The sequence below is a fragment of the Massilia rubra genome, from assembly GCF_011682065.1.
GTDB classification, from domain to species: domain Bacteria; phylum Pseudomonadota; class Gammaproteobacteria; order Burkholderiales; family Burkholderiaceae_D; genus Telluria_A; species Telluria_A rubra.
On the sequence record NZ_VUYU01000016.1, the window covers coordinates 87,760 to 103,663 of the forward strand.

The 15,904-nt window shown below is 65.0% G+C and carries 13 protein-coding genes; 3 read left to right on the forward strand and 10 right to left on the reverse strand.

Features of this window, described 5'->3' with window-relative positions; all coding sequences use genetic code 11:
- Window positions 1–145: 145 nt before the first annotated feature.
- Both F0185_RS21890 and F0185_RS21895 read left to right on the forward strand, forming a co-directional pair.
- Window positions 146–538, forward strand: a complete 393-nt coding sequence (locus F0185_RS21890; RefSeq protein ID WP_167228056.1) for an SMI1/KNR4 family protein — start codon at window positions 146–148, stop codon at window positions 536–538.
- Between the two features lie 54 nt (window positions 539–592).
- Complete coding sequence (locus F0185_RS21895; protein WP_370664048.1) at window positions 593–814, forward strand: GNAT family N-acetyltransferase; 222 nt, start codon at window positions 593–595, stop codon at window positions 812–814.
- Window positions 815–827: 13 nt separating this feature from the next.
- Here F0185_RS21895 and F0185_RS21900 read toward each other — a convergent pair whose 3' ends face one another.
- The 3 genes from F0185_RS21900 to coaE all read right to left on the reverse strand — a co-directional run bounded on the left by F0185_RS21900 (window position 828) and on the right by coaE (window position 3,681).
- On the reverse strand, window positions 828–1,847 hold the full coding sequence (locus F0185_RS21900) for an alpha/beta fold hydrolase (protein ID WP_167228060.1): 1,020 nt from the start codon (window positions 1,845–1,847) through the stop codon (window positions 828–830).
- Between the two features lie 70 nt (window positions 1,848–1,917).
- On the reverse strand, window positions 1,918–3,072 hold the full coding sequence (gene coaD, locus F0185_RS21905) for a pantetheine-phosphate adenylyltransferase (RefSeq protein WP_167228062.1): 1,155 nt from the start codon (window positions 3,070–3,072) through the stop codon (window positions 1,918–1,920).
- 3 nt (window positions 3,073–3,075) lie between these two features.
- A complete protein-coding gene (gene coaE, locus F0185_RS21910) occupies window positions 3,076–3,681 on the reverse strand; it encodes a dephospho-CoA kinase (protein ID WP_167228064.1) in 606 nt (201 codons plus the stop codon).
- Between the two features lie 112 nt (window positions 3,682–3,793).
- Between coaE and F0185_RS21915 the strand changes: the two genes are divergently transcribed.
- Window positions 3,794–4,408: a TetR/AcrR family transcriptional regulator gene (locus F0185_RS21915; protein WP_167228066.1), complete on the forward strand. Its 615-nt coding sequence runs from the start codon at window positions 3,794–3,796 to the stop codon at window positions 4,406–4,408.
- Here F0185_RS21915 and F0185_RS21920 read toward each other — a convergent pair.
- From F0185_RS21920 to F0185_RS21950, 7 genes are all read right to left on the reverse strand, one after another.
- Window positions 4,405–4,905 (reverse strand): hypothetical protein, encoded by a 501-nt coding sequence (locus tag F0185_RS21920; RefSeq protein ID WP_167228068.1) that lies wholly within the window; start codon window positions 4,903–4,905, stop codon window positions 4,405–4,407. The genes F0185_RS21915 and F0185_RS21920 overlap by 4 nt on opposite strands.
- On the reverse strand, window positions 4,902–6,080 hold the full coding sequence (locus tag F0185_RS21925; protein ID WP_167228070.1) for a hybrid sensor histidine kinase/response regulator: 1,179 nt from the start codon (window positions 6,078–6,080) through the stop codon (window positions 4,902–4,904). The genes F0185_RS21920 and F0185_RS21925 overlap by 4 nt, the downstream gene beginning before the upstream one ends.
- Window positions 6,077–6,691, reverse strand: coding sequence for a chemotaxis protein CheB (locus F0185_RS21930; protein ID WP_167228072.1), 615 nt, complete (start codon window positions 6,689–6,691; stop codon window positions 6,077–6,079). The genes F0185_RS21925 and F0185_RS21930 overlap by 4 nt, the downstream gene beginning before the upstream one ends.
- Complete coding sequence (locus tag F0185_RS21935; protein ID WP_167228074.1) at window positions 6,688–7,515, reverse strand: CheR family methyltransferase; 828 nt, start codon at window positions 7,513–7,515, stop codon at window positions 6,688–6,690. The genes F0185_RS21930 and F0185_RS21935 overlap by 4 nt, the downstream gene beginning before the upstream one ends.
- On the reverse strand, window positions 7,515–10,982 hold the full coding sequence (locus F0185_RS21940; protein ID WP_167228076.1) for a response regulator: 3,468 nt from the start codon (window positions 10,980–10,982) through the stop codon (window positions 7,515–7,517). The genes F0185_RS21935 and F0185_RS21940 overlap by 1 nt, the downstream gene beginning before the upstream one ends.
- Before the next feature lie 188 nt (window positions 10,983–11,170).
- On the reverse strand, window positions 11,171–14,737 hold the full coding sequence (locus F0185_RS21945) for an ABC transporter permease/M1 family aminopeptidase (protein ID WP_167228078.1): 3,567 nt from the start codon (window positions 14,735–14,737) through the stop codon (window positions 11,171–11,173).
- An 11-nt stretch (window positions 14,738–14,748) separates the two neighbouring features.
- Window positions 14,749–15,639 (reverse strand): ABC transporter ATP-binding protein, encoded by an 891-nt coding sequence (locus F0185_RS21950; RefSeq protein ID WP_167228080.1) that lies wholly within the window; start codon window positions 15,637–15,639, stop codon window positions 14,749–14,751.
- Window positions 15,640–15,904: the final 265 nt, after the last annotated feature.

The window sequence follows — 15,904 nt, forward strand, 5'->3', positions numbered from 1 at the left end:
GCCGCACCCCATGCGGTGCCAGGTCTGACATTCGGACACGGGCCCGGCTGTTGAAATCGCATTTGCGGTATCTTCAGCCGGGCCCGTGTCCGTTTGTCAGACCTGGCACCGCATTGGACATACACCGCGTTAGACCGGAATGCCAATGAATATCGTTCATCTGACGTCACTCGCCAGGATCAATCCACCCGCAGCGGAAACCTCGATCGACCAGGTCGAAGCGCAATTGGGCATGCGCTTGCCCGATGCGTATCGGGCGCTGCTTGCATGTGCGAACGGTATCTGGTTCGACAACGGCCTGGTGGTGTATCCGCTCGACGATGTGATCGAGCGAAACCAGACCCTGGAAGTGGGCGAATACGCGCCCGGTTATCTTGCCATTGGCGACGACAGTGGAGGACAGGCCGTCATGCTGTCGCTGGGATCCGGCACGGTCTTGCTGGTCGACATGGGAAGCATGGATCCCGACGACATGGCGCCGATCAGTCAGTCCCTGCCGTCCTGGATAGCCGACAAATGCCGGCTCCGGGTTAAGTGAGCGATGTGTAGAACAAGTGGCCACAATCTGTGGCCACCTTTCGGGCGCGTGGTGGTGCACGGTACAACCGCGGTGTTCGACCGCATCGAAACCTTCGCTCCGCATCAACGCAAAGGCCTCGGCAGTGCATTGATGGCGGCGCTGGACCCGCTGGCGCAACAGGCCGGCGTGTCCGAGCGCCTGCTGGTCGCAACCGAGGCGGGACGCTCGCTCTACCTGGCCCTGGGATGGCGCGTGCTGGCGCCGTATTCCACGGCCGTACTGGCCACGCGCTAGCGCGGCTGGCTGGCTACCTGGCGTCGGCCATTCCCTTCAACAAAGCCGCATGAAACGCGTCCGGGTCCTGCATCTGCGGCGCGTGACCGAGCTTCGGGAACGACACCAGGGTCGCCTTCGGTATGTTTTGCGCGGCCTGCTTCATCAGCACCCGGTAGTTCCCCAGCCTTGGGCGCAGTTCCGGCGGGGCCAGGTCCTTGCCGATGGCGGTATTGTCTTGCTCGCCGATCAGCAGCAGGGTCGGCATCTTCAATAGCGGAAATTCATACACGACCGGTTGCGTGTAGATCATGTCGTATATCAGCGCTGAATTCCACGCCACGATCTGCTTGCCCGGACCGCGGTTCATCCCGCCCAGCATCTGCACCCATTTCTCGTACTCGGGTTTCCATTGACCGACGTAGTACGTGTATTTTTCGTACTCGCGGATGCTCGACGCCGTCGTCTTCAATTCACGCTCGTACAATGTGTCGACATCGATGGACTGCACCCCAGCCGCCTTCCAGTCTTCCAGCCCGATCGGATTGACCAGCACCAGTTGCGTCGTCTGCTCCGGGTACATCAACCCATAGCGCACCGCCAGCATGCCGCCGGTGGAGTGCCCGACGATGGCCGCCTGCCGGACCCCGAGCGATTCGAGCAGCGCACGCGTGTTGGCCGCCAGTTGCTGGAAGGTGTACTGGTAATGCGCCGGTTTGCTGGACTTGCAAAAGCCCACCTGGTCGGGCACCACTACCCGGTAGCCGGCATCGGCCAATACCTTGATGGTCGACTCCCAGGTGGCGCCGCAAAAGTTTTTCCCGTGTAGCAGGACTGCCGTATGTCCGTTCGGCGTGGCCGGTTTCACGTCCATGTAGGCCATGTGCAGCTTGGCTTTTTGCGAGGTGAACGCGAATTTCCGCACCGGCGCCGGGTAGCTGAAGCCTTCGAGTTCGGGACCGTAGCTTGCATCTTCGGCGGCGTGCGCGCCGGGCAGCGATATGAAAAGGGCGGTCGCGCACAGCAGGCGCGACAGACTGGAACGAGCAGGCATCGGAAGACTTCCTTGGCGAGTGGCGGAGTGCCGAGTGTAGCAGCCCGTCGTCGCGCCACCCCCGTATGACTTAAGGGGATTCGCCCGCAAACGACTGGCGCTCGCGCAGCGTTGCCAGTTCGCGCGCCAGGTTGTCGCGGGCGCGCTCGTTGTACAGGTCGGCGAAGTACGCATCCGGATACAGCGTGCCGGCGACAGCCTGCGCGTGGAAATGCGCCAGGATGCGTTCGCGCCCGGCCAGGTAATCGATCTCCTCGATATGCTGGTACTCGGCCCGCACCGAACGCGCATAGCCATCGTACACATCGGCCGCCTGGCCCAGGATAGCCAGGTCCACGCCCTGCATCACGTCTTGCAGCGCATGGCGCGACGCCACCGGCGCCAGGTGCTCGGTGGCGCGGATCAGGCTCGCCACTTCAACCGCCACCGCACCGCCGTCCAGGCCTGAGGCGAGCCACAGCTGTGCGCTCTGTTCCTCGTTCGATCCGGCGCCGCTGCCGCCGCCATACACCGCGTCGTGGAACCAGAATGCCTTTTTCAGCACCGCCATCCGCGCCGCGCCGGCGCCGGCGTTGGCCGCCCACACCGTGATCTCGGTCAGCCCGTGCACCAGGTGATCGAGGTTGTGATACGGCCGCGAGCCGGAGCCGTACGCGCTCTCGCCGGTCAGGCGCGCGAACCAGGCGGCGGCGTTGGCGTCGTCGCTTGGCCACAGGCTGTCCCAGTCCTTGCGCAGCCAGTCCAGTATCCACGCCGCGTAGGCCGGCGCCGGCATGAACTGGCGCGTGGTCCAGTGCCAGCCGACCGGTCCTTGCAAGCCGCGCACAAAACTCGAACTGACCGACCCCAGGTCGCGCGGCGGCATCACGAACAGCGTTTTCGCGCCGTGCAGCACATCGACGTTGGCTTGCTGGATCAGGTTTTCGTAATCGAAGTCGGAGGTGTTGCGGATGCCGCGAATCAGGAAGTCGATGCCCAGCCGCTTGGCCGCGCGCGCCGTGTAGTCGCCGCGCACCAGCACCACGCTGACATTGGTCCACCCTTGCGCGGCCACGCTGCGTTCGACGATGTCCTTGCGCGAGGCGACGTCGAACTGCGGCTTTTTGAAGGGATTTTCGGAGATCAGCACAACGACTTCGTCGGCCAGTTCGCGCGCTTCGCCGATTACCCACAGGTGGCCATTGGTGATCGGGTCGAGCGTGCCGGAGAATGCGATTTTTTTCAAGGTTCAGCTCCACAGGTCGGTGTATCGGTGATGCAGTTGCAAGGTCAGTGCGTGCACGTCGTCAAGCGTGCCGTCGTTGCGGACCACGTCGTCGGCATGCGCCAGGTAGTCGGCGCGCGCAAGCTGCATGGCGATGATGCTGGCCACCTGCGCGGCTGTCCAGTCGGGATTGCGCAGGGCGATGCGCGCGGCGCGGTGCTGGTCCGTCGTATCGATCACCAGCACCCGCGCCGCGGGCAGGGCCTGGTCGGTCGCCAGCGCCGATTCCCACACCACGTAGGGCGCGCGCTGCAGGCGCGTCCAGGCGTCGGCCAGGGCCAGCACCGCCGGGCGCAGGAGGCGTTTGAGTTCCTCGTTGGCGGCCGCATCGAGCGCGAAGATGTTGCGCAGGCTGCCGCGCGCCAGGCTGCCGTCCGCCGCCATCGCCTGCGGGAAGGCGCGCGCAATGCGCAGCGTGGCTGGATGCGCCGGATCCTGGTGCACCGTGCGCGCCAGCGCATCGGCGTCGATGCAGGGCACGCCCAGCGCCTCGAAAGCGCGCGCGAAGGTCGACTTGCCGCTGCCGATCCCGCCGGTCAGCACCAGTACCTTCGGGGGAGTTACGTTCATCGTGTGCTCCGTTCGATTGTTTGGTTGCTCACCCAATATTGCTAGGCTAGCGAAAGCGGCCAGGAAAAACAAGTATAATTTGGTTGCTCAACCAATTTAAGTGAAATTACGCATGTCGAGAAAGCCCAATTCGGAACAGCGCCGCGCGCAGATCGTGCAAGCGCTGATGGATACGATGGCCGAACATGGCTACGAAAAGGCCACGATCTTGCTGATCGCGCGCCGCGCGCAGCTTACTCCAGGCCTGCTGCACTACCATTTTCACAGCAAAGCCGAGATCTTGCTGGCGCTGGTGCAGGCGCTTGCCGGGGCGGCCCGGCAGCGCTACCTCGCGCTGGCGCACAAGGCCACCAATGCCGACGAGCGCCTGGCCGCGTACGTCGAAGCGCGCCTGGGCCTGGGCGAAGGGGCGGATGCGGGTGCGGTGGCGGCGTGGGTGGTGATCGGCGCGGAAGCGGTGCGCCAGAGCGAGGTGCGGGCGGCCTACCAGCACGCGGTCGATACCGAAATGGCGCTGCTGCGCGAACTGCTCTCGGCCAGCCTGGCCGCGCAGCGCAAAAGCACGGCCAACGTGGAGGCGCTGGCAGCGGCCTTGCTGGCGCTGATGGAAGGGACCTTTCAACTGGCCAGCGCGGCGCCGGACAGCATGCCGGTGGGGTATGCGGCGCCGCTGGCCATGCAGCTTGTGCGGCGCTTTATCGACGCCGAGCCGCCGACAGGCTGCTAGTCGTCGCTGGCGCTCACGCGCCAGGCGCTTCCGGCCTCTGGCGGCAGCGTCGCCGCGCCACCATCGCCCCTGGCGAAACCGCATTGCGCCATGCCGCCGGGATGGCCGTACGCCCACGCCGTCCATCCGGCGCCGCCGATCAGCCAGGCCAGCGCGCCGTCGTCACGCTGCAGCCGCTGCGCGCGCACCGGGCCGGCGTCGATGCGCACCCACAGTTCGCGGTAACTGCCGTCGACGCCAGTTTCTTCGAGCTTGTCGGCGCTGTCGAAGCGCATCGTTCCCGCGTCGATCTCCGGGCCGAGCGGGGGAAAGGCAATCTCGGGATGCCATTCGCAGCGCACGCCGTCCACCATGGTGACGCCGGCGAAGCCGCGCGAGTCGATGTGCCAGCGCGCCGACTGGAACCACAGCACCGGCGTGGTGGTGTCGCTGCTGCCGTCAGTGCGCCAGATGCCTTCGCGCCGCCACAGGCCCCGGTACGGGGCCGGCACCATCATGCGTGCGATCCGGCCAGCGGCAAGGCCAGGCGGAACGCTGCGCCTTCATTCGGCGCGCTCTCGACATCGAGCGTGCCGTCGTGCGACTCGGCCAGTTGGCGCGCGATGTACAGGCCCAGTCCCAGGCCCTCGCGCACGTCCTTGGTGCCGGCCCGCTCAAAGGGGGCGAAGATGCGCAGCTGGTCTTCCGGCGCGATGCCCACGCCCTGGTCGCGCACCACGATCCAGGCATGCGCGTCGCGTACTTCCAGACTGATTTTCACCGGCTTGCTGCCGCCGTAGCGCAGCGCGTTGGTAAGCAGGTTGATGATGATCTGTTCGACCCGGAATTCGTCCCACACGCCGGCCACCGGTTCGGGCGCGTGCAGCTCGATGGTGCCGCCGGCGGCCTCGGTGCGCTGCGCCAGGTCGCTGACGATCCGCGAAAGCAGCGCCGAGAGCTCGGTTTCGGCCGGGCGGATCGACAGCTTGCCGCTGCGGATGCGCGAGACGTCCACCATGTCGTTGATCAGGCGGATCATGCTCTGGATCTGGCGTCCGTCGCGCGCCACCATCTTGCGCATGTTCTCTTCGCTGAAGGCGGCCATGTTGCCCTTATCGAGCTGCATGCCGCGCAATTGCGTCTCCAAAAACAGGGTGTTGAGCGGCGTGCGCAGTTCGTGCGCGACCATCGACATGAAGTCGTCGCGCATCTTCACCGCGCGTTCCAGTTCGACCTGGGTGGCGCGCAGCTCGCGCCGGCCCTCTTCCAGTTCGGCCACCTGGCGCTTGACCTCATTGCGCTGCTGGCACAGGGCCACGAACACGTTGACCTTGCTCTTGACGGCCGCGATGTCGAGCGGCTTGTAGAGGAAGTCGACGGCGCCCGTTTCATATCCCTTGAAGGCGTAATTGAGTTCGCGCCCGGCCGCGCTGACGAACACGATCGGCACGTTGCGCGTGCGTTCGGTGCCGCGCATCAGTTCCGCCAGTTCGATACCGTCCATCCCCGGCATCATGACGTCGAGGATGGCCAGCGCGAAGTCGTGTTCGAGCAGCAGCGACAGCGCCGCCTCGCCCGAATTGGCCTGGTAGACGATGCGGTCGTCCTGTTCGATGATCTTGCTCAGCGCGAGCAGGTTCTCGGGCAGGTCGTCGACGATCAGGAGCTTGATTTTTTGTTGGTCGCTCTTCATTGGTTCTCCATCATCGCGGTCATCAGCGCGCCGATCGCGGGTACGGGCAGTATGGCGTCGGGGGCGTGCAGCCGGATCGCGGCCAGGGGCATGGTGGCGATCTCGGCGTCTTTAGGGTCCTGCACCACGGTCAGGCCGCCGCAGGCGGCAATGCGCGCCATGCCGGCGGCGCCGTCGGCGCTGGCGCCGGTGAGCAAAATGCCGGCCAGGCGCTTGCCCCAGGCGTCGGCGGCCGACTCCATCAGGATGTCGATCGCAGGGCGCGAGAAGTGTACCGGGTCTTCCTGGCTCAGCGAAAAACTGAAGTCGCGCTCGACCGACAGGTGGTAGCCGGGCGGGGCGAAATAGACGGTGCCCGGCGCCACGCTCATCTTGTCGTCGGCCTGGCGCACCGGCATCGCCAGGCGCTGCTGGAAGACGTCGGCCAGGCGGCTGTCGCGGTCGTCCGGCAGGTGCAGCACCACCGTCACCGAAAAGCCGAAGTCCTTCGGCAGCGCCGGCAAAATGCGCAGCAGGGCGTCGATGCCGCCGGCCGAGGCGCCGATCACCACCGCGTCGATGGTGCGTCCGGCCAGCAGCTCTGCGTAGACATTCGCATGGAGGGCGCTCATGGCGCCACCTTGCGGAACACCCGCTCGGCCTTGACCAGCGGTTCGAACGCGTCCGCGTGCGACGAGAAGTCGAGGCTCTCCTTGCTGCCCAGGCCCAGAAAGCCGCGGTGGCACAGGGACTCGTGGAACAGGCCCAGGGCGCGGTCCTGCAGCTTGCGGTTAAAGTAAATCATCACGTTGCGGCAGCTGATCAAATGGGTTTCGGAGAACACGCTGTCGGTCGCCAGGCTATGGTCGGCGAAGATGATGTTTTCCACCAGGCTGCGGTCGAACAGGGCGCCGTCGTAGGCGGCCGTGTAGTAATCGGAAAACGCCGCGCGCCCGCCGGCCATCTGGTAGCTGGCGGTGTAGGCGCGCATGCGGTCGAGCGCGAACACGCCCTTGCGCGCCCGTTCGAGCGAATGCGGGTTGATGTCGGTGGCGTAGATGATGGAGCGCTCCAGCAGTCCTTCTTCCTTGAGCAAGATCGCCATCGAATAGATTTCTTCGCCGGTGCTGCAACCGGCGATCCAGATCTTCAGCGACGGATAGGTGCGCAGGTGCGGCACCACATGCTCGCGCAGGGCATGGAAGTACGACGGATCGCGGAACATCTCGCTGGTCGGAATGGTCAGGTACTGCAACAGCTGCATGAAGGCGTCCGGGTCGTGCAGCACGCGCGACTGCAGTTCCGAGATGCTGGCGCAGTCCATCTGGTGCAGCGCGTGATGCACGCGGCGCTTTTGCGAGGCGCCCGAGTAGTCGCGGAAGTCGTAGCTGTACTTCAGATAAATCGCTTCCATCAGCAGGCGCAGCTCGATGGTGATGCTGTCCGGTGCATTCATCAGAGTCGCTCCATGCTCGGCAGCCAGACCCGCAGCAGCGAGTACAGGCGGTCAAGGTCGATCGGCTTGGCCAGGTAGTCGGAGGCGCCGGCCTTCATGCACTGTTCCTGGTCGTCCTTCATGGCCTTGGCGGTGATGGCGATCACCGGCAGCTTGGCAAAGCGCGGGTCGGCGCGCAGGCGGCGCGTCGCTTCCAGGCCGTCCATCCCCGGCATCATCACGTCCATCAGCACCAGGTCGATGTCGGCAATCTGGTCGAGCCGTTCGAGCGCTTCGAAGCCGTTGCGGCCGACTTCGACGATGATGCCTTTCTGTTCCAGCGCGCTGGTGAGCGAGAAGATGTTGCGCACGTCGTCGTCGACCAGCAGGATGCGGCGGCCGTCGAACACGCGGTCGCGGCTGCGCACGGTTTTCAGCATGCTCTGGCGCTCGACCGACATCTGCGATTCGACCTTGTGCAGGAACAGCGTGACTTCGTCGAGCAGGCGCTCGGGCGAACGCGCACCCTTGATGATGATCGAACGCGAATATTTAAGGAGTTCCGCTTCTTCGGCGCGCGTCAGGTTGCGCCCGGTGTAGACGATCACCGGCGGGAAGGAGACGATTTCCTCGGCCGCCATCTTGCGCAGCAGGTCGTGGCCCTGCATGTCGGGCAGCTTCAGGTCGATGATCATGCAGTCGTAGACCGACGCGCGCAGCAGCGCCAGCGCTTCTTCGCCGGTGGCCACGGCGGTGATCTCGACATCGGCGTCGTCGATCAGGTGCACCACGCTCTCGCGCTGGCGCTCGTCGTCCTCGACCAGCAGCACGCGCTTCATCTTCTGCGTAAATTTGCCTTCCAGCGTCTGGAACACTTGTTTCAGGCGGTCGCGCGTGGCCGGCTTGATCACGTAGCCGATCGCGCCCAGCTGCATGGCCGCTTCGGCGCGGTCGTTGGCCGAGACGATGTGCACCGGGATGTGGCGCGCGCGCGGATTGTCCTTGAGCTTTTGCAGCACGTCCAGGCCGGAGCCGTCGGGCAGGCCCAGGTCGAGCAGGATGGCGTCGGGCAGGAACTCGTTGGCGGCCTGCAGGCCGTCGGCGGCGCTGTGCGCGACCAGGCAGCGGTAGTGCAGCTCGTGCGCCAGGTCGAACAGGATGCGTGCGAAGGTGGCGTCGTCTTCGATCACCAGCACGCTGCGCCCGGCCGCCACGGTGTGGCCGCGGTCATCGGCGAACACCGGTGCGCGCACGGCCGGCGCTGGCGCCGCCGGTGGCGAGAGCGAGGTGCGCGGCGCCGCTGGCGCCGTCGTGGCGAGCGTTTGCGGCAGGCCGGGGGTGCCGGCCGGCAGAGTGCCTGGTAACAGCAGGGTGAAGGTGCTGCCCTGGCCGGGCGAGCTGGCGATCACGATCGAGCCGCCCAGCAGGGCCGCCAGGTCGCGCGAGATCGACAGGCCCAGGCCCGTGCCGCCGTAGCGCCGGCTGGTGGTGCCGTCGGCCTGGCGGAAGGCTTCGAAGATGATCGCGTGCTGGTCGACGGCGATGCCGATGCCCGAGTCGCGCACCACAAAGGCCAGCATGGCGTCGGGACGCGCTTCGATGGTCAGCGAGACCTCGCCGGCGTCGGTAAACTTGATCGCGTTCGACAGCAGGTTCCTGAGGATCTGCTGCAGGCGCTGGGCGTCGCTGTGCAGGGTAAGCGGCGCGCCGGCCGCAACCTGCGACGTGAACGTCAGCCGCTTCTGGCCCGCCAGCGGCGCAAACGTGTGGCGCATGGCGTCGGCCAGGTCGCTCAGGGCGATATCTTCCGGCGTCAGTTCGAGCTTGCCCGCTTCGACCTTGGAGATGTCGAGGATATCGTTGATCAGGTTGAGCAGGTCGTTGCCGGCCGCGTAAATGGTGTTGGCGAACTGGATCTGCTCCGGCTCCAGGTTGCCTTTGGCGTTTTCGGACAAGAGCTTGGACAGGATCAGGGAGCTGTTGAGCGGGGTGCGCAGTTCGTGCGACATATTCGCCAGGAACTCGGACTTGTATTTGCTGGCGCGCTGCAGGTCGAGCGCGCGCTCTTCGAGTTCGTGCTGGATCACGCCCAGGGCGCCGTTTTTTTCATCGAGCGCGTTGGCCTGTTCGGCCAGGCGCTCGTTGGTCTGTTCCAGTTCGGCCTTCTGGTTTTCGAGGATGGTCTGGGATTCTTCCAGCACGCGCGACTGCTCTTCGAGTTCCTCGTTGGCGGTGCGCAGTTCCTCCTGCTGTACCTGGAGTTCTTCGTTGAGCTGCTGGGTTTCGCCCAGCGCGTCGTGCAGGCGGCGGCGTGCCAGCGCCGCTTCGATGGCGCGGCCGATGTTCGGCGCGACCAGTTCCAGGAACTCCAGGTCGCGCTTGCGCGGCTCGTTGAGAAAGCCGAATTCGGCCACGCCGTTGGGCGCGCCGTCGTTATCGAGCGGGATCAGGACCAGGTGGCGCGGGCTGCCGCTGCCGATGCCGGAGGTCACCTTCAGGTAGTGCTCGGGCAGGTTGCCCATCACGATCGGGCGCTTGGACAGCAAGGTCTGGCCGACCAGGGTGTCGGCGCCGTTGTAGCGCACTTCGCGCTCGAGTTCTTCGCGGCTCATGCCGTACCCGGCGATGCGGCGCAGGCTGCCGTCTTCGTCGCGCGCGTACAGGGCGGCCACGGCCGCGCCGGTGTATTCCGACATGAAATCGAGCGTGGCGCGCCCGAGGCTGGGCAGGCTATTGTGGCCGATGCTGCGTTCGGCCAGCTGGGTTTGCCCGCTGCGCTGCCAGGCCTGGCGTTCCAGCGCTTCGCCGTGGGTGCGGTGCTGGTCGATGGCGTCGCCGAACACCTCCGACAGGCGCATCAGTTCGCGCCGGCCGAAATAGGCAAGCAGGCCCGACAGAAGAAGGCTGACCAGCAGGTACAGGGCCACGCCCCAGCGGGTGACGCTCTGGGCGCTGTCGCTACGCTGCTTGAGCAGGCGCTGTTCGACCGCCAGGAACTCGTTGAAGGTGGTGCGGATTTCGTCGAAGGCGACCTTGCCGCGCCCGCTGCGCACCAGCGTAATGACGTCGCTGTTGGCGCGCCGCAGGGCGATCGCATTGTTGGCGTAGAGCTCCCACTGCTCCTGCATGGCCGCAATCTGGCGCAGGCGCGCGACCTGGGGCGGATTGTCCGACACCAGCTTGGTCAGCGCGTCCATGGTGGCGGCGGCTTTGCCTTTCGACAGCGTGTACGGGGCGAGGAAGGCTTCGTCGTTGCTCAGCAAATAGCCGCGCAAGCCCGATTCCTGGTCGACCGACAGCTTGGCCGCTTCATTGGCGTGGCCGATGACTTTTTCGCTGTGTTCCACCATGCTCAGGACCGACAGGAGGTAAGAAATGACGGCGACAAAAATGAGCGCACTGCCGACGCCTATCGCCAGCGGCAACGCGACGTTGCGGGCGAGGATACGGCGAAAGCTGGTCTGGTCGATCGTTTTTGCGCTGGGCATGCTAGCTTCCACGGAAAAGGTGGAAGTTTATACGAAAAGAAATATTTGTCGCGCAAGATTCGGGATGGACCTTGTACAACTGTTAGTACTGCTGCAAGCCCGTGCGCGCAAAGTGAGCGGTGTTTGAGCGGTGTTGTCTCCGCAATTGAACGATCCTGTCGCTCAATCGCGGACAGGCAGCGGCGTGGCTACTGCTCCACCTCGATCATATTATCCCCCGGCTTGCGGTCGATCAGCTTGTTATCCGGATCGATTCCCGCCTTGTACGGTCGCGTGCCCACCACCATGGTCACGCTGACGGTATTGCGCTCGACCACGCGCCGTTCGCGCAGCAGTGGCTTGCCATCCTTGTCGTCGACGCCGAACTCGATCACGTCTTTCAACGGCGCTTCGGTTTCGTCGCCGAGCTTGCCGGCGCGCTGCTTGACGACGCTGGCGCGCACCTGCACCTCGTACTTGCCGTCCGCGCGCCTGGTCGCGCTGGCGCTGGTGGCGCGGTTTTCGTACAGCACGATATGGTCGAACAAGTCGTCGATCAGGTAGGCATGCTCGGGCGGGGTGGCGCGGCGCAAGGCGTCGGTCAGCGCCAGCACGCTCGGATACGGCGCGCCGTGGAAGGCGTGGCTGGTGAGCAGCTCGTGCAGCACGGCGTTGACCTTCGCTTCGCCCAGCACATCCTGCAACAGGTACATGGCCAGCGCGCCCTTGTGGTAATGGATGTAGCTCTGGTTTTCGTTCTGTGCCAGCGGCAACTCGTACTTGGTTTCGACCGCCCGCCCGATCAGGTATTTGTCGAGGTTGTAGCGCAGGAAGCGGCGCATGCGTTCCGGGCCGACGTGCTGCTTCATCACCATCAGGGCCGCGTACTCGGACAGGGTTTCGCTCAGCACCGTGGCGCCGCGCGTGTTCGACGGCACCAGCTGGTGTCCCCACCACTGGTGCGCCACTTCATGCGCGGCCACGTAGAAGGGGTAATCGATATCCTTGGGATTCTTGTCGTCGACCCGGGCGATGAAGCCGGCGCTCTCGGAAAACGGGATCGTGCCGGGAAACGACTGGGCGAACGCGGCGTAGCGCGGAAACTCGACCACGCGCAGCACCTTGTGCTGGTAGGGGCTGAAATGCTTCGAGTTGTATTCGAGCCCGGCCTTGACGCCGCGGATCATGCGCTCGACGTTGAAGTCGTGCCCGGGATGATAAAACACGTCGATCGTCACATCCTGCCAGCGGTCGTGCCGCACTTCGTAGCGGGCCGACTGGAAAGCGTAGAAGTTGAGGATCGGCTTGTCCATGCGGTAATGGAAGTAGCGCCGTCCGGCCGACATCCATTCCTTTTCCAGGGTGCCGGGGGCGATTGCGATCTGGTCCGGGGTGGTGCTGATGACGGCGTTGAAATCGATCCAGTCGGCATCCTGGCCCAGGTAGTTGTTCGCCAGCCCGACCGGATCGAGCGGCGAGCGCAGCGGCGCGTGCGGCCCCAGGCCGTGGCGCTTGCGGTCGCGGTCGTTCTCGAGCTCGGCCGCCGCCTGGTAGCCGATGCGCGGCAGATGGGTATTGTTGAAGAAGGTGCCGTTGGTGAGCACCGGGGTGTCCGATTCCAGGCCGAGGATGCCGCGCGCTTCGAACTCGACATCGAATTCGAGCGCCAGGCGCTGCCCCGGCAGCAACGGTGTGCTCAGCTGGTAGCCGTAAAAGCCGCGCTCGCGGTCGCTCACCAGCGGCGTGATTTTCTGGCCGAAGCGCACTTTCAGGCTGGACAGGCGGTCCTGGCTGAGGAATACCCGGTCGATCGGCCCCGTGCCCTTGTTGTCGAGCTGGTAGACGCCAGTCACCGTCAGGCGCCGCTGTTCGGGCACGATCGCCACTTTCAGGTCGACCGCGCTGATGCGCGGCTGGGCCAGCGCCGCATATTTCTTGTAGCGCAGTTCGTACTGGGCGCGGCCCTGGTCTTTTTGCCAGGCGGTCTGGTAGTCGCCTTCGATGTGCAGGTTGTAGTAGAGGATCGCGCCGCTGCCGAGGAACAGCGCCAGGGCGGCGCCGAAGGTGGCCAGCACCGGCAGGCTCAGGTTGCGGCGCGCCAGCTGGATCCGGCTGCCCAGTTCGGCGTTGAAGCCGCGCGGCCAGAACACCAGCGAGGCCACCAGCAGCATCAGCGCCGCCCCGCCCCAGTACAGCTCGAACCAGCGTTCGCGCACCAGGAAGTGGCCGTAGCCGTTCATGTCCGAATACACGAAGGAGGGCGAGGTGCCGTACAGCAGCATCGGATGGTCGAGGCCGAGCGAGCCGAAGGTGATCGTGGCGAAGTAGTACAAGATCATGGCGAAGTAAGCCAGGTACTTCTGGTTGATCAGCACCTGCAGCGCGATCGCCAGCACCGCCACCAGCACGTATTGCGGCAGCTGGATCAGGAACAGGCTTTGCAGGTACAGGCCGACGTCGATGGCGAAGTAGCCGCGGAACAGCTGGATCAGCATGCCGGAAATCATTACCAGCACCAGCATCAGCACTTGCAGGCCGACCAGGGCGAACAGCTTGGAGAGCATCGGCAGCCAGCTCGGCAGCGGCAGGGCGTCGAGCATCTGGCCGACCCGCGCTTCGCGTTCGCGCCAGACCAGTTCGCCTGCGTAAAAGGTGGTGACGACCAGCATGAACAGCGAAAACGCGGCGCTGATCAGTTCCAGCACCTGGTAGGTGACGGGATAGGTGTTGGTGCCGTACATGGAGCCGAGGTTGAGCGAGGCGCCGAACACGGCCAGCACGCCGGCCAGGGCGATCACGGCGAAATACACATCCTTGACCGATTCGCGAAAGTTGAGCCAGCTCGACTTGAGCAGCAACAGGGCCAGGCTGCGGCCCAGGAAGTCGGGCGTTTCCTGGGTCGCCGTGGCCACGCCGGACAGGCGCGGGGCGGCCTCGCCTTCCGCGCGCCCGGCCGGGCGGGCGTCGGCGCCGCCGATGAAGTGGAAGCGCCAGTAACCGAGCAGCAGCACCACCAGCGCGAAGCCGCACCACAGCGCGCGGTTGAGCAGGTACACACCGTCGAAGGGAATCGCGCGGCTGTTGCGCTCGGCGATGGTCCAGTATTCGGTGATGCGGATCAGGGCGGTGGTGCCGAAGGGGTCGATCAGCGCGGCCAGGGTTTTGTAGTCGAGGTCGCGCGCCAGCGAGGGCGCCACGATGTAGCCGATCATCATCACCACGCTGGCCACGTACACCGGCAGCATGCGCCGCGTCAGCGCGGCCAGCACGAAGAAAATGGCGCCGAAGATGAAGATGTTGGGGAGCGTCAGGAACAGGTAGGGCCGCAGGTACATCCAGCCCCCGGACGGCCCCAGCCGGTCGGGTTCGATGCCGGGAATGTAGGTCCCCAGCCAGGCGCCCAGCACGATGCTCGAAAACACCACCGCCAGGGTCAGCGCGGCCCCGAAAAAGCGCCCGAACACGTAATCGTGCTTGGCGATCGGCGCGCTGAAGAAGAAGTGGTGCATATCGTATTCAAAATCCTGCTGCACCGAGCGGCCCATCATGGCGGCCATCACGATCACGCCCAGGCAGCCGAGGAAGGCGACGGTCAGCGAGATCGAGCGCGGGGCGTTGATGAACAGGCGCCCGCCGAAGGTGATCTGGGCTTCCTTGAAGACCCCGCCGGCGGCGGCCATCCACAGCAGCGCCAGCGCGAAAAACATGCCGAAGTAGACCCAGGTCGAGAGCAGCTTGAGCCGCTGGCGCGCTTCGAACAGTGCGATTGCCAACATGGACGCCACCTTCAACAGTTGCTGGCCGCGACGTGGCGTCCGGCGATGGTGGCGAAGTAGACGTCTTCAAGGTCGCCGGCGGCCGGCTCGAAGCCCTCGCCCGGATCTTGCTCGGAATACACGTGAATCAGGGTGCGGCCGGTCAGCAGGCGGGTCGAGATCACCGCGTGTTCTTGCTGGAAATGGGCCAGTTCGTGCTTGGCGACGAAGCGCGCCCAGATCTTGCCGTCGATATCGTCGATCAGCTTTTGCGGCTCGCCGCACAGCAGCACGTGGCCTTTGTTGATGATCGCCATGTTGGCGCACAGGTCGGACACGTCGGAGACGATGTGGGTCGAGAGCAAGACGGTCTTGTCGTCGCCGATGTCGGAGAGCAGGTTGTGGAAACGCACCCGTTCCTGCGGGTCGAGGCCGGCGGTCGGTTCATCGACGATGATCAGTTGCGGGTCGCCCAGCAGGGCCTGGGCGATGCCGAAGCGCTGGCGCATGCCGCCGGAAAAGGTGCCGAGGCGCTGGTTGCGCACTTCGAACAGATTGGTTTGCTGCAACAGGCCATCGACCACTTCGCGCCGCCGGGTGCGCTGCGAGAGGCCCTTGAGGACGGCAAAATGGTCGAGCAGTTCGTAGGCCGTGACCTTGGGGTACAGGCCGAAGTCCTGGGGCAGGTAGCCGAGCAGGCGGCGGATATCGTCCTTGTCGTCGAGCACGTCGAGGTCGCCGAAGAAGACCGAGCCGGCGTCGCACTCCTGCAAGGTGGCGAGGATGCGCATCAGGGTCGACTTGCCCGCCCCGTTCGGGCCGAGCAGGCCGAACATCCCGCTGGGGATGGTGAGGGTAACTTTATCCAAGGCAACTACGCCATTGGCGTAGGTCTTGGATAAATTCCTGATGCGTAATTCCATGCCTGACTCCTGATACGGTCGCTGTGCGTACGTTCGGCGGGTAGCCGGGCGCACTTCTAGAGTTGCATTGTATAAAATTTGAGTGGACACGGGCCGCCTGTTGCGACGCGCGGCGTTTTGATGGGCTCAGATTGCACAATTGGGGGAGTGGGGATTGTCTGAGTAGGGTGGTTATTTAGGTAGCGACAACGCACGCTTGCTTTTGCCGCCAATGTTAGAACCGTCTTTCCCGCGCAGGCGGGAATCCAAGGCACCTTCGCTCCGC